General features: G+C 45.9%; 34 protein-coding genes and 2 pseudogenes. 26 read left to right on the forward strand and 10 right to left on the reverse strand.

Annotated elements, in window-relative coordinates:
• Position 1: 1 nt before the first annotated feature.
• The gene (locus BM124_RS03170) at positions 2–1039 is read left to right on the forward strand and encodes a DUF3383 family protein (protein ID WP_093335219.1); all 1038 of its coding nucleotides are present in this window, start codon (positions 2–4) and stop codon (positions 1037–1039) included.
• Between the two features lie 17 nt (positions 1040–1056).
• A complete protein-coding gene (locus BM124_RS03175) occupies positions 1057–1467 on the forward strand; it encodes a phage structural protein (RefSeq protein ID WP_093335220.1) in 411 nt (136 codons plus the stop codon).
• A 140-nt stretch (positions 1468–1607) separates the two neighbouring features.
• On the opposite strand, the gene BM124_RS03180 is transcribed toward BM124_RS03175, so the two are convergent.
• Positions 1608–1865 carry a YjcQ family protein gene (locus BM124_RS03180; protein WP_093335221.1) on the reverse strand — a complete coding sequence of 86 codons (258 nt, stop codon included), beginning with the start codon at positions 1863–1865 and terminating at the stop codon, positions 1608–1610.
• Positions 1866–1944: 79 nt separating this feature from the next.
• Between BM124_RS03180 and BM124_RS03185 the strand changes: the two genes are divergently transcribed.
• From BM124_RS03185 to BM124_RS03285, 22 genes and pseudogenes are all read left to right on the forward strand, one after another.
• The gene (locus BM124_RS03185) at positions 1945–2253 is read left to right on the forward strand and encodes a hypothetical protein (protein WP_093335222.1); all 309 of its coding nucleotides are present in this window, start codon (positions 1945–1947) and stop codon (positions 2251–2253) included.
• 151 nt (positions 2254–2404) lie between these two features.
• Positions 2405–2857 (forward strand): hypothetical protein, encoded by a 453-nt coding sequence (locus BM124_RS03190; RefSeq protein ID WP_093335223.1) that lies wholly within the window; start codon positions 2405–2407, stop codon positions 2855–2857.
• Between the two features lie 48 nt (positions 2858–2905).
• Positions 2906–5314, forward strand: coding sequence for a phage tail tape measure protein (locus BM124_RS03195; RefSeq protein ID WP_093335224.1), 2409 nt, complete (start codon positions 2906–2908; stop codon positions 5312–5314).
• A 4-nt stretch (positions 5315–5318) separates the two neighbouring features.
• Complete coding sequence (locus BM124_RS03200; RefSeq protein ID WP_093335225.1) at positions 5319–5756, forward strand: phage baseplate protein; 438 nt, start codon at positions 5319–5321, stop codon at positions 5754–5756.
• On the forward strand, positions 5756–6076 hold the full coding sequence (locus BM124_RS03205) for a phage baseplate plug family protein (RefSeq protein WP_093335226.1): 321 nt from the start codon (positions 5756–5758) through the stop codon (positions 6074–6076). The genes BM124_RS03200 and BM124_RS03205 overlap by 1 nt, the downstream gene beginning before the upstream one ends.
• On the forward strand, positions 6069–6872 hold the full coding sequence (locus tag BM124_RS03210) for a phage protein (RefSeq protein ID WP_093335227.1): 804 nt from the start codon (positions 6069–6071) through the stop codon (positions 6870–6872). Before BM124_RS03205 ends, BM124_RS03210 begins: the two co-directional genes overlap by 8 nt.
• On the forward strand, positions 6872–7294 hold the full coding sequence (locus tag BM124_RS03215; RefSeq protein ID WP_093335228.1) for a Gp138 family membrane-puncturing spike protein: 423 nt from the start codon (positions 6872–6874) through the stop codon (positions 7292–7294). The genes BM124_RS03210 and BM124_RS03215 overlap by 1 nt, the downstream gene beginning before the upstream one ends.
• The gene (locus tag BM124_RS03220; protein ID WP_093335229.1) at positions 7291–7647 is read left to right on the forward strand and encodes a contractile injection system sheath initiator; all 357 of its coding nucleotides are present in this window, start codon (positions 7291–7293) and stop codon (positions 7645–7647) included. The genes BM124_RS03215 and BM124_RS03220 overlap by 4 nt, the downstream gene beginning before the upstream one ends.
• The gene (locus BM124_RS03225) at positions 7644–8786 is read left to right on the forward strand and encodes a baseplate J/gp47 family protein (RefSeq protein ID WP_093335230.1); all 1143 of its coding nucleotides are present in this window, start codon (positions 7644–7646) and stop codon (positions 8784–8786) included. The genes BM124_RS03220 and BM124_RS03225 overlap by 4 nt, the downstream gene beginning before the upstream one ends.
• Positions 8783–9601, forward strand: coding sequence for a hypothetical protein (locus BM124_RS03230; RefSeq protein ID WP_093335231.1), 819 nt, complete (start codon positions 8783–8785; stop codon positions 9599–9601). Before BM124_RS03225 ends, BM124_RS03230 begins: the two co-directional genes overlap by 4 nt.
• A 57-nt stretch (positions 9602–9658) precedes the next feature.
• The gene (locus BM124_RS03235; RefSeq protein WP_093335232.1) at positions 9659–10042 is read left to right on the forward strand and encodes a hypothetical protein; all 384 of its coding nucleotides are present in this window, start codon (positions 9659–9661) and stop codon (positions 10040–10042) included.
• 12 nt (positions 10043–10054) lie between these two features.
• Positions 10055–11062: a hypothetical protein gene (locus BM124_RS03240; RefSeq protein ID WP_093335233.1), complete on the forward strand. Its 1008-nt coding sequence runs from the start codon at positions 10055–10057 to the stop codon at positions 11060–11062.
• Positions 11062–11367, forward strand: coding sequence for a hypothetical protein (locus tag BM124_RS03245; protein WP_093335234.1), 306 nt, complete (start codon positions 11062–11064; stop codon positions 11365–11367). The genes BM124_RS03240 and BM124_RS03245 overlap by 1 nt, the downstream gene beginning before the upstream one ends.
• Positions 11357–11578, forward strand: a complete 222-nt coding sequence (locus tag BM124_RS03250; protein WP_093335235.1) for a hypothetical protein — start codon at positions 11357–11359, stop codon at positions 11576–11578. Before BM124_RS03245 ends, BM124_RS03250 begins: the two co-directional genes overlap by 11 nt.
• 1 nt (position 11579) lies before the next feature.
• Positions 11580–11723 carry an XkdX family protein gene (locus BM124_RS03255; RefSeq protein ID WP_093335236.1) on the forward strand — a complete coding sequence of 48 codons (144 nt, stop codon included), beginning with the start codon at positions 11580–11582 and terminating at the stop codon, positions 11721–11723.
• 91 nt (positions 11724–11814) lie between these two features.
• Positions 11815–12072, forward strand: a complete 258-nt coding sequence (locus BM124_RS03260) for a phage holin (protein ID WP_093335237.1) — start codon at positions 11815–11817, stop codon at positions 12070–12072.
• Positions 12073–12095: 23 nt separating this feature from the next.
• A complete protein-coding gene (locus tag BM124_RS03265) occupies positions 12096–12410 on the forward strand; it encodes a hypothetical protein (RefSeq protein WP_093335238.1) in 315 nt (104 codons plus the stop codon).
• 10 nt (positions 12411–12420) lie between these two features.
• Positions 12421–12927 (forward strand): annotated as a pseudogene (locus BM124_RS19215) (peptidoglycan recognition protein family protein); the annotation flags it as partial.
• A gap of 3 nt (positions 12928–12930) precedes the next feature.
• Positions 12931–13497: a peptidoglycan-binding domain-containing protein gene (locus tag BM124_RS19220; RefSeq protein ID WP_280139707.1), complete on the forward strand. Its 567-nt coding sequence runs from the start codon at positions 12931–12933 to the stop codon at positions 13495–13497.
• Entirely contained in the window at positions 13494–13706 is a 213-nt protein-coding gene (locus BM124_RS03275) for a hypothetical protein (protein WP_093335240.1), read from the forward strand. The genes BM124_RS19220 and BM124_RS03275 overlap by 4 nt, the downstream gene beginning before the upstream one ends.
• A 192-nt stretch (positions 13707–13898) precedes the next feature.
• On the forward strand, positions 13899–14396 hold the full coding sequence (locus BM124_RS03280) for a DUF4825 domain-containing protein (protein ID WP_093335241.1): 498 nt from the start codon (positions 13899–13901) through the stop codon (positions 14394–14396).
• Positions 14397–14672: 276 nt separating this feature from the next.
• Positions 14673–16352, forward strand: a complete 1680-nt coding sequence (locus tag BM124_RS03285) for an S-layer homology domain-containing protein (protein WP_170840934.1) — start codon at positions 14673–14675, stop codon at positions 16350–16352.
• A gap of 235 nt (positions 16353–16587) precedes the next feature.
• On the opposite strand, the gene BM124_RS03290 is transcribed toward BM124_RS03285, so the two are convergent.
• Positions 16588–17595, reverse strand: coding sequence for a DUF3231 family protein (locus BM124_RS03290; RefSeq protein ID WP_342028583.1), 1008 nt, complete (start codon positions 17593–17595; stop codon positions 16588–16590).
• A gap of 208 nt (positions 17596–17803) precedes the next feature.
• On the opposite strand from BM124_RS03290, the pseudogene BM124_RS03295 reads away from it, so the two are divergent.
• Together BM124_RS03295 and BM124_RS03300 are read left to right on the forward strand one after the other, a co-directional pair.
• Positions 17804–18133, forward strand: a pseudogene (locus BM124_RS03295) (sigma-70 family RNA polymerase sigma factor); the annotation flags it as partial.
• A 77-nt stretch (positions 18134–18210) separates the two neighbouring features.
• Positions 18211–18564: a hypothetical protein gene (locus tag BM124_RS03300; RefSeq protein ID WP_170840935.1), complete on the forward strand. Its 354-nt coding sequence runs from the start codon at positions 18211–18213 to the stop codon at positions 18562–18564.
• A 144-nt stretch (positions 18565–18708) separates the two neighbouring features.
• Here BM124_RS03300 and BM124_RS03305 read toward each other — a convergent pair whose 3' ends face one another.
• The 8 genes from BM124_RS03305 to BM124_RS03340 all read right to left on the reverse strand — a co-directional run bounded on the left by BM124_RS03305 (position 18709) and on the right by BM124_RS03340 (position 24925).
• On the reverse strand, positions 18709–18981 hold the full coding sequence (locus BM124_RS03305) for an HU family DNA-binding protein (RefSeq protein ID WP_093335244.1): 273 nt from the start codon (positions 18979–18981) through the stop codon (positions 18709–18711).
• Positions 18982–19164: 183 nt separating this feature from the next.
• Positions 19165–19536, reverse strand: a complete 372-nt coding sequence (gene mnhG / locus BM124_RS03310) for a monovalent cation/H(+) antiporter subunit G (RefSeq protein WP_093335245.1) — start codon at positions 19534–19536, stop codon at positions 19165–19167.
• On the reverse strand, positions 19517–19798 hold the full coding sequence (locus BM124_RS03315; RefSeq protein WP_093335246.1) for a Na(+)/H(+) antiporter subunit F1: 282 nt from the start codon (positions 19796–19798) through the stop codon (positions 19517–19519). Before BM124_RS03315 ends, mnhG begins: the two co-directional genes overlap by 20 nt.
• On the reverse strand, positions 19795–20274 hold the full coding sequence (locus tag BM124_RS03320; RefSeq protein WP_093335247.1) for a Na+/H+ antiporter subunit E: 480 nt from the start codon (positions 20272–20274) through the stop codon (positions 19795–19797). Before BM124_RS03320 ends, BM124_RS03315 begins: the two co-directional genes overlap by 4 nt.
• A 5-nt stretch (positions 20275–20279) precedes the next feature.
• Positions 20280–21764: a Na+/H+ antiporter subunit D gene (locus tag BM124_RS03325; RefSeq protein ID WP_093335248.1), complete on the reverse strand. Its 1485-nt coding sequence runs from the start codon at positions 21762–21764 to the stop codon at positions 20280–20282.
• On the reverse strand, positions 21757–22098 hold the full coding sequence (locus tag BM124_RS03330) for a Na(+)/H(+) antiporter subunit C (protein ID WP_093335249.1): 342 nt from the start codon (positions 22096–22098) through the stop codon (positions 21757–21759). Before BM124_RS03330 ends, BM124_RS03325 begins: the two co-directional genes overlap by 8 nt.
• On the reverse strand, positions 22098–22520 hold the full coding sequence (locus BM124_RS03335) for a Na(+)/H(+) antiporter subunit B (RefSeq protein WP_093335250.1): 423 nt from the start codon (positions 22518–22520) through the stop codon (positions 22098–22100). Before BM124_RS03335 ends, BM124_RS03330 begins: the two co-directional genes overlap by 1 nt.
• The gene (locus BM124_RS03340) at positions 22517–24925 is read right to left on the reverse strand and encodes a Na+/H+ antiporter subunit A (RefSeq protein ID WP_093335251.1); all 2409 of its coding nucleotides are present in this window, start codon (positions 24923–24925) and stop codon (positions 22517–22519) included. Before BM124_RS03340 ends, BM124_RS03335 begins: the two co-directional genes overlap by 4 nt.
• Positions 24926–24950: the final 25 nt, after the last annotated feature.

The raw sequence follows: 24950 nt of genomic DNA on the forward strand, positions 1-24950 counted from the left end.
GATGCCAAGAGCGCCATTATCTGACGTTGATATTGATATCGGCCGCGAATCTATTAGTGTATCGCGTGCCGGATATAGCAAGCAGCTGATCCTTGGTACGAGCAAAGATTCCGATTACCGGGAGTATTTTGGGATCGGGCAGGTGGAAGAAGATTATGCCCAAGGATCCCCTGAACACGCAAAAGCCAAAGCCATTTTCGACCAAAACGAGCATAACGACTCGGTGGCTATTCACAGCATTGCTTATGACCCGGATGCTTCAACAGATCCGGATACACCGACCAAACTTACGACAGAGCTTGATGAACTCATCAAAGAACATGCCGACTGGTACTTCCTTCATTCCACAGCGCAGCGGAATGAGGATATTGATGCTCTATCTAATTGGACAGATGGGAAGCTGGCGATGTTTATCACAACCAGCGATGATGTGGACTTCGTGAACGGCTTCCATGATACGAGAAGCACGATGAGAACGTCTCTCTACTATCACCCGACAGACCTTCAATTTGCAGAGCGCATGACCGGACGGTGGGGTGTTGAAGACCCCGGCACGATAACATGGAAATTCAAGGGCGTTACGGGTTCCTCTGTTGTGAATCTGAGTCCTGCAGAAATCAAAGAGCTCCACTCTAATTATGTGAACACGTACATTAAAAAGCAGGGTAAGGAGCAGACGTCCGAGGGCTTTGTGGTAAACGGTGACTTTATCGACTCGGTTCACGGACAGGACTTCATCGAAATGCGGATGAGTGAGGAAACGCAAACGATGCTGCAGAACCGCAATAAGGTTCCGTACAGCAGCGGCGGAATCGCTCTTGTCGTGGGCATTGTGAAGAAGGTGCTGCAGGAAGCGTTTGACCAGGGCATCATCTTGGAGAATGAAGGAGGCAATCCGTCCTTCACGATCACAGCCCCCAGTATCACGGACGCTTCACCAGAAGACCGGGCTGCTCGTAAGCTGCCGCCGGTACTATTCAACTATCAGCGCGAAGGTGCTGTGCATACGGCGACCATAACCGGCCGCGTTGCAGTATAAGAAAGGAGGAATAGATTGTGGCTGAGGTACAGACTTTTAATGTCAAAGATGTAAACACTGTCATCGATGGGGATTTTCTATCGGGATATGGCGAGGATACAAAGGTTTCCATTGAAAAAAACAACGATGAGTTCAGCCCGTTCGTGGACGCAGACGGCGGTGTGACCTACGCGGAAGAGACAAATGAGTCTGCCGTCATGACCGTCACGCTGAAACCGAGCAGTCCATCTCTGCCGAAAATGTACAGGCTGAAAAACAACCGGTCCATGTTCTCGGCAGAAGTCATTGATGGTAACACAGGAAAATACAAAGCCGGCGGAAATAACTGCCGCATTCAAAGCATCGGCAGCCGCGAATTCGGCAAGACGCCGAATGGCGTTGAAATATCGATCTATATTCCGAAACTAAATGATGAAATGGAGGGCTAAAATCATGAGGGTTTTAGATAAGAAGAACCTTGAAGAAGTTGCCGACCAAGTTATAAATGTTTTAGCCGACAACGATATCAAGGTTTCAGAAGCGGACATGATTACTGATATTGTGGAAGAAAAGCTCAGATCACAATACGTCAGCCGTTACTTTCTAGGAATTCCAAGCCGCGATAAGTCAGCCTAGGGGAATCTTTCACCACTGTCACCTCATCATCTCCGGCTAGTTGCACGTTGCAACCGGTAAGATAACCTCTGTCTAAGGATTCTCTGAGAACATCATGAAAAGAAATTTCATCTAAAGAACCTTGCCATTCATCGATGTTTTCAGGGTTATCCATAATGGAAGTTAAAACACTGACTAGCGCATTATGAAATTCGCTGGTTGATTTGAACATTGAAACACCTCCTTTCACTATCACATTTCGATAGAAAAGGAGAAATTCCTACAAAATTTGTTAAATGGAGGGCTAATACATGGCCAAAAAAGGAACAATCACCGTAAACGGAAAAGAATATACAGTACAGCATCCCGGAGCAATGTGGTACCTCGAGTTGACGGACAGGCACCGGGGCAGCAATGGCTTTCCGAAACAGGCGCCGTATGCTCGGGAGCTGATTGAAGAGGTAGTGAAACAACCAAAGCTAACTGTCGAGGATTTCCAAGAGGACATCCCGGGATTACAGGAGGCTATCCGGAAGATAGAGCGATTTCTTGGAGAACAGCCGGACCAAGGAGCAGCTGAAAGTGATAGAGGAGAAAGCTTGGAGACTGATTCTGAGTAAGCGCTTCTCTTGGACGGAAGTTCGCCAAATGGATATATTCGATATAGAGCGTGCGGATGAAATGTTGACGGCGTTTAAAAAAGTATATGATGACTACTACTGACTCCCCTGCACATGGTACAATGAGGAAAAATGTGGGGGAGGGGTCAGTATGGAAGGGCAAAAACAGTGTCCGGAGTGTCACAATTACAAAGTCAATGAAAAGAATAGCGGGAAAGTATGGTTTTACTTTTTGATAGTCACTGGATTATTTTCAACAGCGCTGGGTACACTTATCATCGCTCCAATTTTATTCGTAATAAACTTTTTTTTATTAGGCTATTGGTATAGTAGCAAGCAGTATCGATCTGCTCGCGTTCATAGTTTAGTGTACGGCGTCTTTTGGACTCTGTTGGCTGCTTTTATGAGTGGCATCACATCTGTTGATGGAGGTCAACTTGTATATAACTTTATAATTGGATCACTTGCATTATGTATTGTGTTCTTCATTATCTCATTTATGAAAATCAAGACATCTTCAGAAGACGCTCAGACAGAATATTATCGTTGCGACAGTTGTGGTTATGAATGGACAGAAAAGCCACCGAAAGAACAATATGCCTAAGTCCCTTTTTCAAGGGGCTTTTTATTTTGGTAGGAAGGAGGTGTGAATATGTCTATTCGAGATCTTTCGGTAGGAATTACATGGGATATAGATGATCGAGCGTTAAGGCGGGCTGATCAAACCACAGATGATTATATCGAAAGTATCAAACGCGGCGATCGAGCAATCGGTGATCTGGATGACACCATGCAGGATGCAGGACAATCCATGACTCGAGAACTTCGCGGCGTTGGCAATTCTGCGGACAGGCTTTCTTCTAATATCGATGACATATCCGATCCGACGCTCAGCGGAAGGCAGGCTGTCAGTCAGTTAGACAATGTGCAGAGCGAAGCAGAAGACACGTCAAGCAGTATTCGAGGTGTTCCAGACCCGGAACTAAGCGGCGCGCGCGCCTCCGGCAACTTGGATAACGTTCGCGAATCCGCGGAAAAAGCAGGAAATGAGATAAGGAATCTTCCTGACGCTGACGTCGGCACAGGTGAAGCTGAGTCAAAATTAGACCGCCTACAAGAAAAAGCTGATGCAGTGAGTACTGCTTTAGGCGGTTTAGGTGGAGCTGCCGCTGGTTCGATGGCAGGTAGTGAAATCACATCTTTAGCTCAAGTGCCGAGAGAGCTCCAAGCGAGCCTCGGAGTAGATGAGAAATCAGCCGAAAAGCTTTCTGAGGAAGTCCAAGACATTTGGACAAATATTACGTCGCTGACTCAGCAGCAGGCAACAGAGGCTGTCGCAGCATCCAATCGGTATTTTGAGGCAACAGGAGAAAAAGCTGGTGATCTCGGCACGTCTATCGGTCTTTTGGAACAGCAAACGACTGCCGGGATGAATGAAATAGCCCGGTCAGCCCAACTGTTGCAGAGTCGCTTCGATGACATTGAAACATCTGAAGAAGCCTTTAAAATGCTAACCGGAGCATCGCAACGACTGGATGATGCTACATTCGGGAATTTAATCGATCAGATGAACGAATACACCGTCAACATTGCGAAAGCAGGAGTGAGTGGGGAAAACTTCTTTGGGGCTATGGTAGCCGGTGGTGAAAAAAGCGGATACGTGATGGATCGTCTTGGTGAATCGCTGAATTCTGAACTAATCCCCAATATTAAAGACGGCGAAAAAGCCACCATGGATGCTTTAAAAACACTAGGCGATTCGGAACAACAAGCGAACAAATGGAGAAAAGCACTACTTAAAGGTGGCGAAGACGGTCAAAAAGCTTTGTCGTCTATCATCGGTGAATTGAGCGATGTAAAGAAAGAAGGGGAACAAGCAGCGCTGGGCGGCGAACTATTCGGAGAAATATATCGCGAACAGCAGGCCGCGCTAAATCCAATACTGAGTGATATGAGCGAAGGATTTGAAGGCGTGGGAAATGATGTCGAGAGTTTGGAAAAAAGAAATGAAGGTGCTGTGAATTGGATTACGAAAAAATGGAGGGGCGCTTTTTCTGCGATTGATCAGTCAACAGGGGGTATTGGGTCGGCTATAACAGAAACATTCGGAGCAGCTCTTCCTTATGTAACTGGGTTAATCGGAAGCTTTGTTGGCGCCGGAGGTCTCGGCAAAATCGGGCCTGCTGCATCTAAAGCGCGTGAAAAGTTAGGAGGAGCCGCACGAGGTGTCGGTCGATTCGCCGGAAAGATAGGACGGGGCATTGGGACAGTTGCCCGGTTCTCTGCAAAGTTGGGTATTGTTATCGGAAGAGATCTCCTGCAATTCGGGAGAGGAATCGGCAAGGCCGGCCTATCTGTACTGAAGTTCGGCTGGCGTGTCACGAAGCTATTCACACCATTAGGGTGGCTGATCACCCTTGCTATTGATGTAGGCTCAACCATCGTCAAGAACTGGGATCAAATCACTGCAAGTGCCGGGGAGGCTGATACAGCGATCGGAGGATTCTTCCGGGGTATGTGGACGGCCGCAAAGCTCTACATTAATAAAACCATCGAGCGTATTAACTGGCTAATTGGAGCCATTAATAAAATACCGCTTATCGATATACCGGATATACCAAAGATGAATATCACCAACCCTTCCGGCGGTGGCTCCAGCGGCAGCTCTCTCCAATCTTTAGGGCAGTCAAATCAAAGTAGTTTGTTGACTTCGACCCCGGAACTGATAGCGAATACGCCCCAAATGGCGAAAGGCGGTCTCGTTACTGGACCAACTCAAGCGATTGTTGGAGAAGGCGGTGACGAGGAAGTTGTCGCACCGTTGAATGAACGTGTATATCAACGCATAGGCGAAGGGATAAAAAGCGCTTCTTCATCCGGTGGAGAATTTAGTCGAAACTCTTCTGCTCAAACCGTTCAGTACATGCCCCATGTAGAAGTCAAAGCGTATGGACGTGCTACAGATTATGATAAACGCACATTTAAGCAGTGGATGTTTGAAACGCTTGATGAACACTATGAGAACATGCGTATCATCAATCCGATGCCGATAGAGAGGTGATTTTATGCCGGCAACCCTTGGAACCGTCCGACTGGATACCGTGGAACAGGATGAACCTGAACGAGAAGCAGAAATAACGGAATACGCCGTAGAGAAACGCGCTAATATGGCCGACCATGTGCGCATGAAGCCGCAGACGATAAGTATATCCGGGGTCATCGTTGGACCGGATGCTGCGTCTCGCATGGTGCAGCTGGAAAAGTATCAAAGTTCCGGCGAAATGATCCCATACCGGCATCGGATCAAGCGGCAGAAGGTACTGATCCAACAATTTAACAGCACCCACGGCACGAAAGTGGGGAACGGCCTGCAGTTTGATATCACCCTACGGGAAGTGACGCTGGCTGAATCCAGCAGCGTGGATCTGCTTTCCGTGGATGTCAGTTCCCAGGTCAAGGATATCGACAACTTAGGTCGGCAGCAAGTACAGGAGGGATCCTAATGGCGTACCTTCCTTTTTTTCGTGACCAGGTCCCGTTTTCGTATGAAATCGAACTGGCTGGAGCAACATTCGAGCTGGAATATCACTACAACAGCAAGCATGATTACTACACCGTAGATTTAAGAAGGAATGGAGAGATACTGGCTGCAGGTCAGAAAATCGTGTACGGGAAGCCTCTATTTGATGATTACGTGAATGAGGACTTTCCAGAGGTGACAATAGTACCGAGGGATCCGTCCGGAAACAACACAGAAGTGAATCGGGAGACGCTCGGGCAAACGGTGTTTTTGATGATTGAGGACGGTGAAGGTGATGCCTAAATACAGCTTTATGCGGAAAACAGAACTGATTGTAAAGGATCGCAAGTTTCATTCGGATGACTTTGCGGTCTTTTTTGATGTTCCATTTTCCGATGAAGAAGAAGCAGAAGTGGTAGAAATCGAGATATACAACCTGTCGGAAAGCACCTTGAACAACATGAGTAAGGGGGATGCCGTCATTCTCAATGCCGGATACGAGGGAGATGTTGGAGCCATTCTGCTGGGCGTGCTCCAAAAGAAGAACACAGAGTGGGACGGTACCGATAAGCTCACAACTTTGAAATGCACCGATGCCAGCGAGGCATGGACCAAGCAAACAATCTCGAAGTCGTATAAGAAAGGCATACGCGGCTCTTATATCTTGCAAGACCTCGCAAATGAATTAGGGGTGGAAATCGGAGCTATATCGCTGCCAAATGACAAGGTATATGCCAGAGGGCGTAGCGTCAGTGGAAGTATCACGTATGTGATGCAAAAGGTTGCGATAGATTGTGGTGCTACAGTACGTGTCACGAGAGGGAAGGTTTTTATTCGTGATCCGAGATACGGTGATGAAACATCGTTCCTCCTGTCGCCCGAACATGGCCTTGTGGGTACGCCAGAACGCTTCGAAGAAGAAAGCGAAGATGGAGAGACAGTGAAAGGTTGGAATGTCACCTGCCTGCTCAATCATCGACTTGCTGAAGGGCTTCATGTACGCGTAGCGTCCAGCACAGCAAATGGCCGGTACCGGATTCGAAAAGGCACACACAAAGCAACAGACTCTGATTTTGTCACGGAAATGGAGGTGGTGTAATGCGCGGAGATACCTATTTAAAAAAGTTTGTAGATTCCAAACTGCTTGAGACTCATACCGCTATGCCATGCCGGGTGGAAAGCTTCGAGAACGGAAAAGCGGAACTGCAACCGTTATTTAAGCGCAAAGAAAAAGGCAAGGAAGCTGAAAGCCATCCTCCTATTTTAGAAGCGCACGCAGTCTCCCAGCGATTCATCATCAAAGATAAGTACGTGTCGTCGGTAAGCTCAGAGCACGCCTTGTCGTACACCGAGGAAGAAATCGAAAGGGAAGTGACACCGGTCTACAAGAAAGGGGACATCGTGTATGTCGTCTTTGCGGAACGCGCTCTTGATAATGTGATATCGGGGAGTGAAGCTGATCCGGAGTTCAGCCGGCACCATGCCTTAGAAGATGCTGTGATTGTGGGTCTGATCCAATGAAGGCGTTGAAGGTAGACAAACAAACCGGCGACCTAGCGATGGAGAACGGTGATTTTGTTTGGATTGAAGATCATGAGGAACTACTGCAGGAAATACGGTCCGTACTAAAAACAGCGCTGGAGGAATGGTTTCTCGATCCAATGTTCGGAACGGAGTACGAAGCGATTCAAGGAAAGGATATTTCGGACGATGATGTAACGCAGACCATTTATGACGCGCTTGAGCAAGTCGAACGAGTAACAGCAGTAACAGACATACAGATTGAGCGGGACGGCGAGCGGCAGCTTTCCGTCTTTTTTCGTTGCTACGCGGGAGAAGAAGAAGTCACCGGGACGGAGGTGATGAACCTATGAGTATGCTTGATAAGAATGGATTCAAGCGAAAACGATATGCGGACATTGTAGCGTCGCTGGAGAATCGAGCAAAAGAGAAGATGGGGGAAAGCACAAACCTGTCGCCGAAGCAATTCCTCGGTATTTTTCTCCGCGTCATTGCGTGGATCCTGTCTCTATTTGCTCAAGACCTTGAGGATACGTATAATGCTGCATTTGTTGAAACCTCGGAAGGCATTGCGTTGAATCGGAATGCCAAAAGGCAAGGGGCAAGGAGGTCAGGCCCTTTACGATCCACTGGGGAAATTGAAATAACTGGTGAAGAAAGCACGACCGTTGATTCCGGTTTTGTGGTTGAAACGAGCCGCAGTATACGGTTCCGGACAACCGAGAGTGTAACAATTCCCTCGAGTGGCACGGTGACAGCGGCGATTGAAGCTGTAGAGAGAGGGCAGCAAGGCAACGTTAATACCGGGGATATAACGGAAATCGTAAATCCATCACCTGGTATCGACAGTGTAACCAACCCGGAAGCAACGTCTGGCGGGCGTGACCGGGAGAGCGACGAAGAACTTCGGGAACGTTTAGACCGAGCCCGTTCGAAAGAGAATCGACTTGTGTTCAACTTGCTTGATGTACCGGGCGTCCGGGATGTTTATCTGGACTCAAATGAAACGAGCAGTACGTCCGATGGCATTCCTCCTAAAAGCATTGAACCGGTCGTATGGGGTGGCGCTGAACAAGATATTGTGGAGACGATCATGCGCTATAAATCAGGCGGCATTCAGTCTTATGGAGACACTGAAGTAACTGTCCAGGACAGCAAAGGAAAAGATCAGGTGATTGGGTATTCCCGGCCGAGCATTGTCGATGTCTATGTGAATGTCACGCTGAGCGGGATAGCTGATCAGGATGCCATTCGAGCGAATATCATTGAATACATTGGCGGTCAGGATGCAGACGGCACCGAATATGACGGCCTTGGCATCAAGGAAGATGTGATTGCCTTTCAGGCTCTCATGGCAGCCGGTAGAAACAGCAGCGCCGAAGATATCAGCATTGAGCTCTCGATAGATGGATCCACGTATTCGTATGACAACATCACGATTAATCAACGCCAGTACGCGCGCACGGACGCGGACAAGGTGGTGTTTCAATGACCCTAGCTGAGAAGATGTTGTCATGGATCACCGATAGGTACACCAAACGACCTGATTCCAATATTGCCAAGCTGATGGCTGTCGTAGGAGAGGAAATACAGGAGAAATTGTTTGATACTCGGGACGCCATCGTTTATTACCAAGATATCGATAATGCAGAGGGTAAAGTCCTCGATCGGTTCGGACAGGATGTAGGCCAGCAACGGAACGGCATGGATGATCAGTCGTACCGGTACATGATCAAGACGAAGGACAGTGCCAATTTCAGTAACGGCGACATTGAGACGATCAACGAAATCATGGATAACCTGCTCGGTGACGCATACAAAGGGCTGGCTGAATGCTGGCGGTACGAAAAGTACGATAACGAGCCCGCAGCCCTTGTTCTGTTGTACGAGACAGATATCTTCACCCCGCAGCTTAAATTTGATGGCACAGCTAAGTTCGATGGAACGTATCTGTTTTCCGGAAACAAAGGCGGTCAGTTTGCGACGGCCGCGATTGAAAATGTTCGAACATCAATCCGTCGTATCGTGCAGGACGGGATCCGGATATATTTCGGCGTGCCAATTGAAGCAGCATATCAGGACATCATTGCATACAGCACCTTAATCGTTCCGAGGATATCCAAAGCATATGCGCTGCCGATCAACTATGAATCCAGTTTTCATGTACAAAGGGATACGCAAATCACCAAAGCGCTCAAGTTCGACGGGAGCGCTTCTTTTAATGGTGTTCATCAATTTGATGGGGAGAGAGCGCCTACGGAGTACGGCATCCGAATGATGATCAACGGAGAGGAGGTTGAAGCATGAATGTGAATACCAAACCAACCTATCATGTCGAGGTCAAAGAAAGGAAGGTGACACAGGATGGCGGTAAAGAAAGCTGTAGCAACAACCCGAAGAACGAAAAGCGCTGAGGCATCGGCCGGTGTTGATGTGTTGACTGCAATCGTTCAAGTCGGTTGGGGTGACGGCGGCCACGATTCAAGCACTGGTGATGTGAATGATCCGGATCCAAATGGAACGCAGGCACCAGGCGAATTTCTGGTCAAAGATATCGAGAATGCAACGGTAGATGGAACGAACGCTGTGATTGAAGTGGTGCTCTCCGCAGACGAAGGAAACGGCCGGAATATATCATCGGTTGCTCTCTATGACGAGGACGCGGACCCTGTGGTATTCGTGAACTTTTCGCCAAAGGGGAAAGACCAAGACACCATAATTGAGATCGATCTTACCGAAGAACATTAAAGGAGGGATATTGTGGCCTATCATCCGATTCAAGATCCAAAGAAGTATAACCAACAGTTAAGGCAGATCGAAACAACCGATGATGTCCATCCAGATGTGGTAAATCCATTATTCAAACAGCTAATAAACAATGACGCGTACCTGAAAGAAGAAATCGAGGCCCTAGACCATTTCCGGTTGGTATCTGCAACGTACGACAGCGAAGATGATGCTCTGATTGTCACTATTGGCGGGGGCAGAGCAAACTTTTTAGGTGTCATGGATGTAAGAGAGGAAGACGAAATTCGATTATCCTCACCTTCTATCAACACGGATTATTACATCTCTTTATTGACGGGAGGAGGAACGTCACTAACGGCTGGGGAGGAAGTTGATAACCCGGATAGTATACTCATTCATAAAATTTCAACGGGAGACCCGGTAAGTAATATTACAACAGAAGATAGACGAGGTGGATTGTCGGGGGCAGCTGCGCAGATGGTAAAGAAACAGTTTGATGCGCATAGTTCCGAAGATACGACAGACGCGCACCTTGCAACAAACATCGGGTTTTCGGACTCTAATTTCTCTGCCGTAAATGTCGCTGAGGCCTTACAGGAGCTTGGGGAAATAGAAGAAGAAGGTAGTAATCAAAATGGAGAATATATACGATATAAGAACGGTATACAGATATGTCATGCGTTTGGAAGATGCTATTTTTATGAAGATAGAGGTAGCCCTATTGTTTTTGACAGAATAACCGCTTCTGGACATGTAGACGCGACTTGGACATATCCCGCTTCGTTTGCTGATATATTCGCATCTCCTTCGTTTTATGTTCGTGGTCTGATGACGAGCTATACAGGTTTCCGAACTGGATACGATGCAATTCATACAGGTTACATTATGAATTTTTCTCCGAAGGTTAATAATGCCGGAATCAGTATAGGGAATCAGAATGTTACCTTTTATGACGATAGAGAAACTGGGGAATATGTAGGAATTCGGCTTTATGCTTTATTGATAGGAAGGTGGAAATAATGAAAATTTTCTTTAGTCCCCAGCGCTCAGATAAAAAAGTTTCATACAAATTCGATGAACAAAATGAGATAGTAACAGCTACAGTTGATGGGAACGAAGATGCCATCGACCTTTCAGACTTCCCAGAAGGTGCACGATTTGAAGGAGTATCAGAAGACTCTATATGGAATTCCTTGCTCAGTAAAGTAGAGAGGAAAAATGGGGAAATATATTTAACTGTAATGAACTATATCGGAGCGGGTGCTTCGGAATTAGAGCGCTTTCCATCGTGGAAAGACGCGAAGGATGTGAATAATGATGGCTGAGGTGTTTTGGAAAACACAAGAGCAAATACAAGAAGAAATTGAAAATAGACCACCTACAAATATAGAAAAAATCGCTCAAACGCAGACGGATATTGAGATTGAAAACATGGAGCAAGGGCAAAAACAATCGGACTTGGAGATTGAAAGCATGAGACAAGGGCAGACACAGACGGACCTTGAATTAAGAATTACAGCATTGGAGGCGAAATAATATGTTTGAATACTTGAAACAGCGCTATGAATGGAATTGGTGTCGGAAAGACCAGCTTCAGCAATTTGTCGACCTGCAGGCTATCACCAAAGCAGATTATGAGACTATTACCGGCGAAACTTATCCAACTGAATCAAGCGCCTAGCGTGGCTTATGCGCACTAACTACAGCATCAAATATGAGGGAGTCTCCAAAAATGGAGGCTCTTTTTTAATTCTTTTAAAGGAGTGATCCACATGATCAAAAAACTGAAGAACCTAGAAGCAGGAACCGCCACAAGAACTGTACTCATGGCCGCAGCATTCATCAACCAGGGACTTGCATTGTTTGGCCACTCTCCACTGCCGATTGATGAGCAGAATGTAGAAATGTTCGTGTCTTTTGTGTTCTCGGCTGTCACTGCTGTAGCTGCCTGGTGGAAAAACAACAACTTTACCGATTCCGCCAAGCAAGCGCAGAACTACCTGGACAGTATCAAGAAAGATAAGCAATAAGACCTTGAAAAAGGGGGCTCAAGATGAGTGATGAGCAAAAGAACAATGAGTGGTACAGCAACAAAGATCTGTTTGAGCAGCTGAACGATGTCCGGGCGGATTTCCATGGTCTCCGTACCGAGATGAAAGAAACACGAACAATGATTAAGCAGTACAACGGACTCCGGGAAGAAGTTGGGGAAGTTCGTAATAAAATTGAGAAGGTAAAGGGTCAGGTTAATCAAATAGAAGCTCAGGCGCAGGGTCGTTCTAAAACGTGGGACGCGATTCGCGTATGGGGCGGCTGGATAGTAGGCGTTCTTGGAATGGCAGCAGCATATTTAAAACTGATCTTATAGGAGGGATAGCGTGAAATACGACATCACAAAAAAGTACATCCGACACGGGAACGCGCGGCCTGGTCACAAGCTGACCGGGCCTATTTTCGGTGTTGCTCATGACACAGGAAATCCGGGTTCTACAGCCCACGGCAACCGCAATTACTTTGACAGCCAGCAACCTTCCGCGTCTGCACAGGTGTTCATTGATGACAAGTACATCCTTGAGATCATTCCACTCGAAGAGAAAGCGTATCATGTGATTTACGATGTAAAGACGGATAACCGACGCTACGGCCATAATGCCAACGATGCAGCCATAGGCGTGGAATTGTGCTACGGAGGCGGCATAGACTTCAACGAAGCGTACAAGCGCTATGTGTGGTACTTTGCTTATCTATGTGACAGATATGGTTGGGATCCGGAGAAAGATATCACAGGTCATTCCAAATTAGATCCGGATAGGAAGACAGATCCGGAGAATGCACTCAACCAGAACGGAGTGTCGTTCCGTCAATTCATTAATGATGTGAAACGAGAAATGGATGCAAAGGGAATCGCGTCTGCCACGGACGATAATCTGCTGGAGAAAGGTGACGCCGGCAGTGATGTGAAGAAACTGCAGGAGGACCTGATGACGGTTGGAGAAAAACTTCCGCGTTTTGGAGCAGATGGTGACTATGGAACGGAGACTGTCGAAGCTGTGAAAGCCTTTCAGTCTCGATACAACCTGACAGTAGATGGAGTGGCTGGTCCAGAGACGACGGATAAATTAAAACAAATTCTAAAAAAGGGAGATGAGATCATGAAACCCACAGGAGTTTTGAACGGTACGTTTGGCGATTATCTCAAGAACGCGGCCGATAGAGGCATTATCGAACAGTCTACAGTCCAGGAATATGAGGACGGTGAAATGACGCAGTCGAACGCCATTGCTCTCGTGGCGTTGATAGAGAGTGCGACACCTGGAACAGAGGTGGCTGAAGTACACCAACCAGCTTGGGAAAAGGCTCAGGAAGAAGGAGTATTTAATGGTGAAAGACCGAACGAGCCTATCACTCGAGTCGAAACAGCGACTGTGTTGAAGCGGACGGGGGCATTCGAATGAATAAGTACACCTACACCTACCACATCATATCAACTGGAGAAAACAGCAGACTTGGCATTCCGGCTTCCAGTCAGCCAGAAGCAGACGCTGGCATTTGTGAGGCGATTGCCGACATCGAATTCACGGAACCGGAGAATGTTCAGGATATAGTGCTCGATCGTGTCATTGAAGAAGATGAAAATTATTATGAATGCGAAGGCTGCACCTAATAAAAAAGAGCAGGGCATTATCCTTCCTCTTTTCTATGTAAAAGTTGTTTGAATGTAATGTTATAGTGATTTTCTTAAAAGCTTATAGGAGAAAAGTGACATTTTATAGGGTGGCTATTTATAGAAATCATAGAGGTTTTGAATGATTGCTGGTACACTAATGAGTAGCAATAATCCCAAGGGAGGATTGAAATGAAAAAAATATCACGCTATATCTGCTTCTCCATGTTAATGTTACTCCTTCTTAATGGTTGTGGTTTTAATAATGGCGGGAATAACAGTTCAAGCCAGGATATATTTCAACATAAGGGATCTGTAATTGGTGATAACAGTGCAGTAATTAATATAATTGGGCAATTGCAACGCAATCAGGAATTCGAGGAATTATCGCTTGAAACAAAAGAAAAACCATATGGAATGAGTTTAACGTATGGAAATATTGATTCAAATATAACAGAAAAAGAATATAAAGAAATGGCAATTTATAACGCAACCTTCCTATTTGCGCTAATTGATAATGCGGAGTGGATTACTTTTAATTTTGATGATAAATATAAAATCGATAGGTCACAATTACAGGATTGGTATGATGAAGATTTAAATAAATTTACTAATGAAGAAGAATTAGAAACCTTCGTCCAAAAAACAATAGACGAAAATAAAATAAATCAGCTTTTTACAAAGAGTTAACTTCTTCTTTATGAACGAGTGAGTTAATGGAATAAGGATAAACTATTGAACAATAAAAAGAGCAGGGGCTTTCCCTGCTCATACATAAAAAATGACCGCCAAAAAGCGGTCATATATGTGAACCCCAAGATTTCTTCCCTTCCCCTATTTCATTGTACACCATTCCAATATAGAGTGAGTACATTCTTCATAGAAAACCTACTAATTTTTACATTAAGCTAAAATTTTAGCTTGATTTGTGGTAAAATAACGGAAACATTTTTTAGGGGGATTATGATGAAAGTCTGGAAGTACATATTTTCTACAATGCTGGTCGGTTCGGTGTTAACACCATCGATTTTTGCTGCAGAAGGAAACTTTTCTGATGTTGACGCGAACTTTTGGGCGGAGGCTGAAATTGAATATTTAGCAGAAGAAGGGATCATTTCAGGTTACGATGACGGAACATTTAAGCCAAATGAACCGGTAAAACGTAGTCAAGCAGCTTCCATGATTGTCGAAGCATTCGATTTGCAAACTGAAGATCGACCTGCTGCTGATTTCACGGATATTGACCAAAATTACTTTGCTTATGATGTTGCAGCAACTGTACAAGATGAGAATATCATTGGGGGAAACGATGGACGATTCATGCCTAATGATGCACTCACTAGAGGACAAATGGCTGCAGTATTGAACCGTGCTTCAAGTGACGTTACAAGTGAGGGGGACCAGGTCTCTTTTGAAGACATGTCACAAGGAGATGCTTTTTATAATGACGTCCAAGCAATAGCAGCGCACGATATTACAACCGGATATTCAGATGGAACGTTTGGGCCAAATGATGAAACAACACGTGCTCAGTTCTCTGTATTTCTAGCGAGAACCCTAGATGAATCCTTTATTTCAGATGAGAGTGATGCTCCTGCACAAGAACCAAGCAGTGGAAAATTGGAAGCTCATTTTATTGATGTAGGCCAGGGTGACAGCATTTTTGTAGAATATCCGAATGACCAAACAATGTTAGTCGATGGTGGAACGAAGTCAGATGGTGAGAAAGTCGTTTCTTATTTGCTAGATGAAGGCGTTTCGTCTATTGATTATCTTGTTTCCACGCATCCGGATGCTGACCATATTGGTGGTTTAACAACTGTGTTAGAAGAATTAGAAGTAAACAATGCATTGGGTAGTGGAAAAACGCATACGACAGAAACATATGATGAATATGTGTCTCTTGTGGAGCAGGAAGGGCTTTCCTTAAGCACCCCCACAGAAGGAGCAACACTTGGCATTGATTCGGCAGTTACAACAAAAGTGTTAAATGTAGAACCTTCTTCCAGTGATAATAATGAAGCTTCGGTTGTATTGAAACTCTCTTACGGAGAAAGTGATGTCTTGCTTACTGGTGACGCAGGTGTTGAACAAGAACAGGATATGGTTAATGAATATAATGTGGAAGCTGACATTTTGAAAGCTGGTCACCACGGGTCGAACACATCTAGTAGTGCTCCCTTCATTGAAGAAGTGGATCCAGAAGCTACCATTCTTTCCTATGGTGAAGATAACCAACACGGTCATCCAGTAGAGTCTGTTGTGGATAGGTTACGCAATGCTGGTTCTGATATTTATTCCACCGCTGAAGAGGGAGATATCGTTTTTTCTATCACGGAAGGGGATTATACCGTGACAGCAAGCCCATGGGAAGGTGACGGTACTCCAACTGATGCTCAACCTGAACCAGAGCCAACGCCTCAACCAGATCCGGAACCAGAAGAACCACAAGGTCAAATAAACGTTAATACTGCTGGTTATGAAGAATTGCAAGAAATCACTGGCGTTGGACCTACTATCGCAGAAAACATTATGAACTACAGAGAAGCAAATGGACCTTTTGAGTCCATTGAGGAACTGGATAACGTATCATATATTGGTCCAGCAACTATTGATGAAATGCGGCCGGATGTCACACTCGACTAAGCATCCTTTACAACGACTAGATTATTATGAAGAAGTGGAGCCAGGGCGCTATGACCCCCCTGGCTATTTTTTATTTCATACTGAAGAAAACAAGATAAACACTTCTTGCTAAATTGAACAATAAAAAGAGCAGAGGTTTTCCCTGCTCGACTTATTGATTGAAAGATGAATAAGATTATTTTAAGTACATCTGAAATTGTAAACTTAATAACCACCGGAGATCCCACAAGCAAAATTATTGGTTATCGGCTAACTCATCCCTGTCAGCTGCCCGTGGCGGCTCCTCCATCCATCCGTGTTTGATCATGATTTTAGCTCCACTGTTCGAGAATTTTGCGATTTCAGCCATCAGTCTGCCGTACATAACACCAATATCCCTCCGTGGACTCATCGACATGCCTGTACCGTAATATCCGAGACCAAGGGCGGTTAAGGTAGAAGAATAAAACATCATTTTTTTATCAGAAAACGTATAAATCGTTGAATCTGTGACTTCAGAGTCTAACATCACCGGACTGGGTAAATCATTTTTTTTCAAATAAGATTCAAATACCGCACAGTGTTTTTGAGCAATTTCCTTTCCTTTTATAAAATATTGAGCCACTTCGTCGTTTTGGGCAACTTGGCTGTATCCCATCATCGTAGCAGATCCCAACGCATTTCTTTGGAAATTGGCATAAAGATTCGATATTTCAATCCCTGTTAACGGTCTTCTTTCTCCCAAATATCCAGTTAAAAAACTTTGATCTTTAACATAGTCAAACGATTCTGGTATAGGAAGAGAAGGGGACCTGGTATACAATCCTTTTGACAATAGAACATCATTGGTCCATTTTATGATTTTGTCTGACTCTTTGAGGCAGGTGCTGAAAAAATGATAAATGTCCTCTCTCGTAACCAAGCTGACAGCCATACTGTAATTGGTTAATCCAATTTTTCCTAATTGATTAAGCGTATTTAAATAGTACGTGTCGGTAAATAAACGGGGAGCTGTGACATCAGCGTCTTCTTCCAAGGTAAACCCATGAGGAACTGGATAATTTTCCTCATTAAAAAACTGAGCAATGCTATTAACATGAGACTCAGAAATGTTTTTGGCGTATCGCAATACTTCCTTTATTTCATCATCTTTGACAGTGTTTAATTCGTGCGTCATATGACAAATTGCAGCACTGTCATTCATATATGTCACCCATAATTGTGAAATTTCTACGGAAGTTAATGAAATGTTACGTTTTGACAATGGAATCCCTACTTTTTAAGTGTGTACTTTAGTTATAGCCTGTACAGTTTTTAATACACTTATTCTTATAAAATTATTTTTAATATGAGATGTTACCGCCCGCATACTTATCAAAAAGATGTCAAGCGGTTATGTCATGCTGCATCCTTTTCTTATAAAGACATCTCTATATAAAGGAAGAAACCAGGAGAACAAATACATATAACAACAAAAGGGCAATGAGATTTCCCTGATCGATGTGCTTGAGGAAGATGGCCCGGATGTCGCTGATCTGATTCAGTTGAATATGGAAAAAAAGCAGGTCGCCGCTTTTATGAATGTGCTGGATGAACGTGAAAAAGAAGTCATTGTTTTCCGATTTGGGCTGGAAAACGAAAAAGAGAGAACCCAGCGCGAAATCGCAAAAGAACTCGGCATTTCGCGAAGTTATGTATCACGGATTGAAAAACGCGCCCTTCTTAAATTATTTCAGGAGTTTTATAAACAGCAGAAGTACGGTTCATCGGGAAAAGAAAATAGAATTAATTTTATGAACTGACTTCAAAACAGGACACCTATTTAGGCGCATGTGAATATCATGGAGCTGAAAGCATATCAAGAAAGGATAGGATGTTCATGCAGAACCATCAACACATGCAGTCAGACGAACAGCATACGATAGAGGAGCAGTGCAGGCAGTATATGTATCATGATGTCGTTGTCACATTCCGAGACGGAAGTACGGCAGATGGCATCATCGAGAGTGTAGATAATGAAAACATGCAGATGCTGGTCGGGGAAACGATGATGGAAAACAGCCATGCAGGCGGAGACAGCCGTCAATTCGGCGGAGGATACGGCTACGGGCCGCAGCGGAGGAGATACCGCCGTTTCCGCCGCAGACGGTTTCCTTTGGGAGCTCTGGCCGCCCTTGCTCTGCTGCCGTATGTTACTCCTTATCCATACAGCCCCTATTATCCTTATTACTAAAAAGAAGGAAAAGAAACAAAAGAAGCTCCCTCCGGAAAGAGGAAGCTTCTTTTCAACGCTTTTATAACAGGACAGGCTCTCGTGTGTATTTTCGGCTCTTTGGGTATGTTTCCGCTGCGTAAAAGAGAGCCTTATTTACCCTGATTAATTGACAGCGTCTTTAAGCTGCTTTCCTGGACGGAAGGCAGGGTTTTTCGTTGCAGGGATTTCAATTTCGTCCCCTGTCTGCGGATTACGGCCTTTACGCGCTGCACGTTCGCGGACTTCAAAACTTCCAAATCCAACGAGCTGAATTTTATCGCCTTTTTTTAATGTTTCTGTGATGCTGTCGAATACAGCGTCTACCGCTTTGGAAGCGTCCTTTTTTGAGATGTCTGCCTGCTCAGAGACAGCATTAATCAAGTCTGTCTTATTCATAACATAACTTCCTTTCTTTCCAAGAATATAGAGCCTTTACAATACAAATTTACTTACGAATCCTTGATATGTCAAGTAATGACGGGGAAATTACGCAAAAAATGCGTAAGATTTACGCCTAGTATCGTCAAATGTCATCATTTTATAACCCCTGACAAACAAGGGTTTTACATTTTCAGTAAATCAGAAGCGTGAAGAAGAGTTCTGTTTTCGTTTTTTCTCTTTTAACTGATCCCGGATGCTTGCGTCCCACAGCGTCACACCGGTGTGGTAGGCGGCCCTGGACATCAAATGACCGCCCACCGGCGCTGTAATGAAGACGAATACGACGCCGAGAAGAATGCGGGCACTGTACAGCCCTTCCACCACAGCAAAGAAGAGAAAAGCGGCCACCAGAATGCACATCACACTCAATGTGGAAGCTTTCGTCGCTGCATGGCTTCTTGTATAAATGTCCGGCAGGCGCACCAGACCGAAGGCGCTGATTAAACTTAATACAGACCCTGTCAGCACGATAATACCAATGATCCAGCTGCTAATCTCGTCTGCGCTCAATGACAACACCCTTTTCGATAAATTTAGATAAAGCTACGGTTCCGATGAAAGCAAGAATCCCGAGCAGCAGAAAAACTTCAAGATACGCTGTCGTTTCCTGAATGAGCGAAACGACGGCTACAAGGCTGATCAGGTTGATACCGATCATATCAAGAGCCAGTACCCGGTCCGGCATAGAAGGCCCTTTGGCTACCCTGTACAAGGCAAGAAGGATAGACAGGCTGAGGATGACGGCTGATACGGTAAGCAATCCCTGAATCATGTACGGCTCACCTCCTGAATGGCTTTTTCAAAAGAGTTTCGGATATCCTCTTTTGCTTTGTCGATATCGGGCAGGTGCATCGCATGGATGTACAATGTTTGGTTGTCCGGAGACACATCGACGACGAGGGTTCCCGGGGTCAGTGTGATTAAACAGGACAGCACCGTAACTTCCCAGTTTCTGTGCAGGTCGATATCCATGGCGAAAATACCGGGCTGGATGTTCAGTTTTGGCTGCAGAATCTGCCCGACGACTTCGACAGCCGAGAGGATCAGCTCTTTCAGAAAGATAAAAACAAGTTTCACAACCGCATAAATCCAGCCGATGTAAAAACGCTGTGGAAAGAATCCCCGTAGAAAAAACAGCACAGCCACACCGATGGCATATCCGCTGATAAATGATGCGAATGTCCAGGCATCGTTCATAAACATCCAGATCAGAGCCATAAGAAGGTTAATCATTATCTGAAATGTCATTATCATTACTCCTTTAGCACAGCATCAATATAGATTTGCGGGTCGTGCAGCGTCTGGGCAGCAGTAGCGGCCATTTGATAAACGCTTTCGGCACCGAGGCCGATGAAGGCGGAGACAGCGATGAGAAACGCGCACGGAAGCAGCAGTCCCTTTGTACTGCCGTGTTGATCTGCTTTCTCAAGCCGTATCCTCCCGTAAAATCCGTACAGAAAGATGCGGATCATCGAATAAAGAACAAGCAGACTGGCTGCCATCATGACAGCAATAATGATATACTGCCCGTCTTGTGCTCCCCCCTGAATGATTAACAGCTTTCCGACGAACCCGCTCAGAGGAGGCACACCGACAAGGGCCATGACGGCTGTGAAAAACATCCAGCCGAGCCGCGGATGATGCTTGATCAGACCGCCCATATTCCTTAAATGACTGGTCCCGGCCGCGATAATCATTGCCCCAAGCAGTAAAAAGAGCGCCCCCTTGATGACAATGTCATGAATCAGGTAGAATACCGCACCGGCCATGCCGGTTTCGGTCAGCGTAGAGACACCGAAAAGAACAAAACCGACGGCGACAATGACGTTGTACACGAGTATTTTTTTAACGTCCTGGTGCGCAACCGCCCCGATGACGCCTATCACCATCGTACATGCCGCAAGTACAGCGAGCAGCTGATGGGTGAATCCAGTGTCATGGGTAAAGATAATCGTGTACGTCCGAAATATTGAATACATTCCCACCTTAGTGAGCAGCGCACCAAAAACGGCTGCAATGGCGGACGGCGGAGCGGTGTAGGACGCAGGCAGCCAGAAATACAGTGGAAACAGGGCTCCCTTAAGACCGAAGACAATCAAAAATAATACAGCAATGACAGTCAGTATCGGAGCGTCCGAATCAAGACTCCCGATCCGCTGGGAAAGCTGTGCCATGTTCAGCGTTCCTGTTACGGCGTATAAATAGGCTACCGCAACCACGAAAAACGCGGACGAAATAACGTTTACGAGCACGTATTTAAACGATTCCCGCAGCTGTATTTTTGTGCCGCCATGCACAATAAGTATGTACGACGAAATCAACATCACTTCAAAGAACACAAACAGGTTAAAGATATCTCCGGTAAGAAAGGCGCCCATCACACCGGTGATCAAAAACTGATAAAAAGCGTAAAAGTAGAACTGCTCCCGCTCTTTTCCGATGGTCGACATCGCAAAGATAACAATCGGAAGACTGACGACAGCAGTCGTCGTCGTGAGCAGGGAAGCGAGCATATCTCCGACGAGAACAATTCCAAACGGTGGAGTCCATCCTCCGAGTTCGAGCGTTTGAATACCCCCGTCTCTGACCGTCAGAAGAATAAATACGGTAACAGCGATTAACCCCGCTCCGGAAATCGCGCTCAGCACCCGCTGAAAACGGATCTGCTTCGGCGCGAAAAGCAGCAGTATTCCTGTAAGAAGCGGCAGTAAAATCGGCCAAATCAACAAATTAGTCATAAGAATCCGTTCCTCTCATGTTTTCCGTGTTGTCCGTTCCGTTTTCTTTATACGCGCGGTACCCGAGCACGAGGAAAAACGACGTTACACCAAAGCTGATAACGATGGCGGTTAAAATAAGTGCCTGCGGCAGCGGGTCGGTGTAGGAAGATGCTTCAAGACCAAGAAGGGGCGGGGCACCTGTTTTAAGACCGGCCATGGTTAAAAGCAGGATGTGGGCACCGTGGCTGATGACAGAGGTGCCAATAATGATCCTGATGATATTTTTGGACAGGACGAGATACGTGCCACCCATGAAAAGGATACCGGCTGTGACAGACATTAAGATTTCCATTAACGATCCTCCCCTATGGTCTGAATAATCGTGAGGGTGATTCCAACAACCACGAGATACACCCCGACATCAAAAATCAATGCGGTGGCAAGTTCCAGTTCCCCGAGAACGGGGAAGTGAAAATAGTCGTATGTCTGGGACAAAAACGGAGCGCCAAAGAAAAAGGACCCCATTCCAGTTCCAACGGCTACAAGCAGACCGGCTGCTGTGACAAGTTTAAAATCAACCGGCAGGATTCGTTTCACCGTTTCCAGGTCATAGGCGAGCAGAAGCAGCACAAGGGCGGAACTTGTCATTAACCCGCCGATAAAGCCGCCGCCCGGTTCGTGGTGTCCGTTAAAGAAAAGAAACACCGAAAACATCAGAATAATAAACAGGACGATATTGGCAACTGTCTGCAGTATCACATCATTTGACTTCACAGTTCATCCCTCCCAGCCAGACGGAGTCGGATCATTGTAAATATACCGGCAGCCGCAATGCCGAGAACGAGTATTTCAAGCATCGTATCAAACCCGCGGAAATCCACGAGAATGACGTTGACCATATTCCGTCCACCTGCTTCTTTGTAACTGTATTCCTTGAAAAAGCCGGAGATCGATTCAAACATTCTGGAGCTGCCCGCAGAAATGCCGATCAGGGTGACAGTGATTCCCACAGCGGCGGAAATGATGAAATTACCGGCTTTAAAGCGGAGCGGCTCCAGATTTTTGGCAATCTGCGGCAGATGGTAAAAGCACAGTAGAAACAGTGCGACCGACACCGTTTCAATAATAAGCTGTGTTAACGCAAGATCCGGCGCCCGGAAGATCACGAAAAACAGCGCAACGGTATAGCCTGCGACACCGAGCCCGATAATGAGTGTCAGCCGGGAAGTCGTGAACATCATCACACCGACGGAGGCAACCAGCACAACAACAAGGACGCTTTCATAAATCGTAATCGGAGCCATGCCTGATGTGTCGATGACAAACGCGCCTTTATAAAACATCGTGATCAACAGGGCGGCTGCGACAAACGCGAATATATACACGAGGTAATTCCGGATGAAACCGTTCATATGGGAAGCCATGACTTTCTGAGACAGAACTTCGCCTTTGTTGAGCGTCTGGTCATACAGATTGTTAAACGATAATTTTTCCGGAAAGAGCTTGTACACACCTTTCCATTTTTTCATTCCAAGGTAAAGAAGAATACCGGCAGCGACAACGCCCATCGTCATAAACAGTTCGGTGTTCCAATCGTGCCAGAAATAAATGTCGACCTCGAACTGCTGGCCTTCCTGCAGCAGGGAAGGAAGGATGGAGGCCATGGCAGGCGCGATAATCGTGTAGGACAGCACGTTTGGGAAAAAGCCGATAACGATGACCAGGCTGACGAGCACAATCGGCGCAAGCAGCATGCCAAACGGTGCTTCATGCGGCTTCGTGTCCAGTTTTTCTTTCTGAAGCGGCCCCGCGAATGTTTTGAACACGAGAATCATACTGTAGATAAACGTAAAAACGCTGGCAATCCAGGCTACGACGGGAAACAGGATGCCGAATGTTTCCATATTAAACTGCTGGAACTCGGTAATGTTCACCATCGATGTAAAAAACAGTTCCTTACTTAAAAAGCCGTTGAAAGGCGGCAGACCTGCCATCGAGAAACTCCCGATCGCAGCGATGGTGAAAGTAATCGGCATGATTGTCATCAATCCGCCGAGGTTTCGGATATCACGTGTGCCGGTTTCGTGGTCGACGATGCCGACCATCATAAACAGACTGCCTTTAAAGGTGGCGTGATTGAATAGATGGAACAGCGCAGCCGTTGTTGCGCCGACAAATAAGTTGTTATCAATTTCCTGAAAATGAAAAGCAGCTGCCCCAACGCCGAGCATGGACAGTATCATGCCGAGCTGACTGACGGTCGAATACGCAAGAATTCCTTTTAGATCCGTCTGGCGGACGGCAGAGAATGATCCCCAGAACAGGGTGGTGATGCCAAACCCGGCAACGAGCCAGAGCCATTCCCCGCTGACAGCGAAAACCGGCGTCAGACGCGCAACCAGATAAATGCCGGCTTTTACCATCGTAGCCGAGTGCAAATAAGCACTGACCGGGGTGGGCGCCTCCATGGCATCCGGCAGCCAGATATGAAAAGGAAACTGTGCCGATTTTGTAAACGCGCCGAGCAGAATCGTCAGCATGGCCGGAAGAAACAAATCATGGGACACAATCTCAGACGACGAAGCAATTGTCTCCTGAATGCTGAACGTTCCGGTAATGGAATAAAGCAGCACAAATCCAACGAGCATTGAAAACCCGCCGAGTACTGTAATAAGCATGGATTTCAGGGCACCATATAGTGATTTTTCCCGTTCATACCAATAGGAAATGAGCAGAAAGGAAGAAACACTCGTAATTTCCCAGAACAGGTAGAGCACGATCATATTGTCAGAAAGAACGACACCAAGCATCGCGCCCATAAACATCAATAAAAAAGTGTAGAACGTATGTAAAGATTCTCTTTTTTTTGATAAATAGTATATGGAATACAATACAACGAGTGCGCCAATCCCTGTGATGAGAAGGGCAAACAGCAGTCCGAGTCCGTCTACATAGGCCCGGAAATTAATACCGAGAGAAGGCACCCAGGGAAAGGCCGCCGTAACCGCACCTTCCTGTGACGTTGTCGGTATGTGCTGTAGAAAGTAAATAAACAAAATAGCTGGAACGAAAAGAACAAACCAGCCGGTATGTATAGACGGTATTTTTTTGTACAGCAGGGGGACGAACACAGCAGCGATGAATGGGGCGATGATGGCAAGATGAAGTGCTGTAAACATATAGAACCTCCTTAGCAGTTTACGC

It is taken from the genome of Salibacterium halotolerans, assembly GCF_900115625.1.
Taxonomy (GTDB): Bacteria; Bacillota; Bacilli; order Bacillales; family Marinococcaceae; genus Salibacterium; species Salibacterium halotolerans.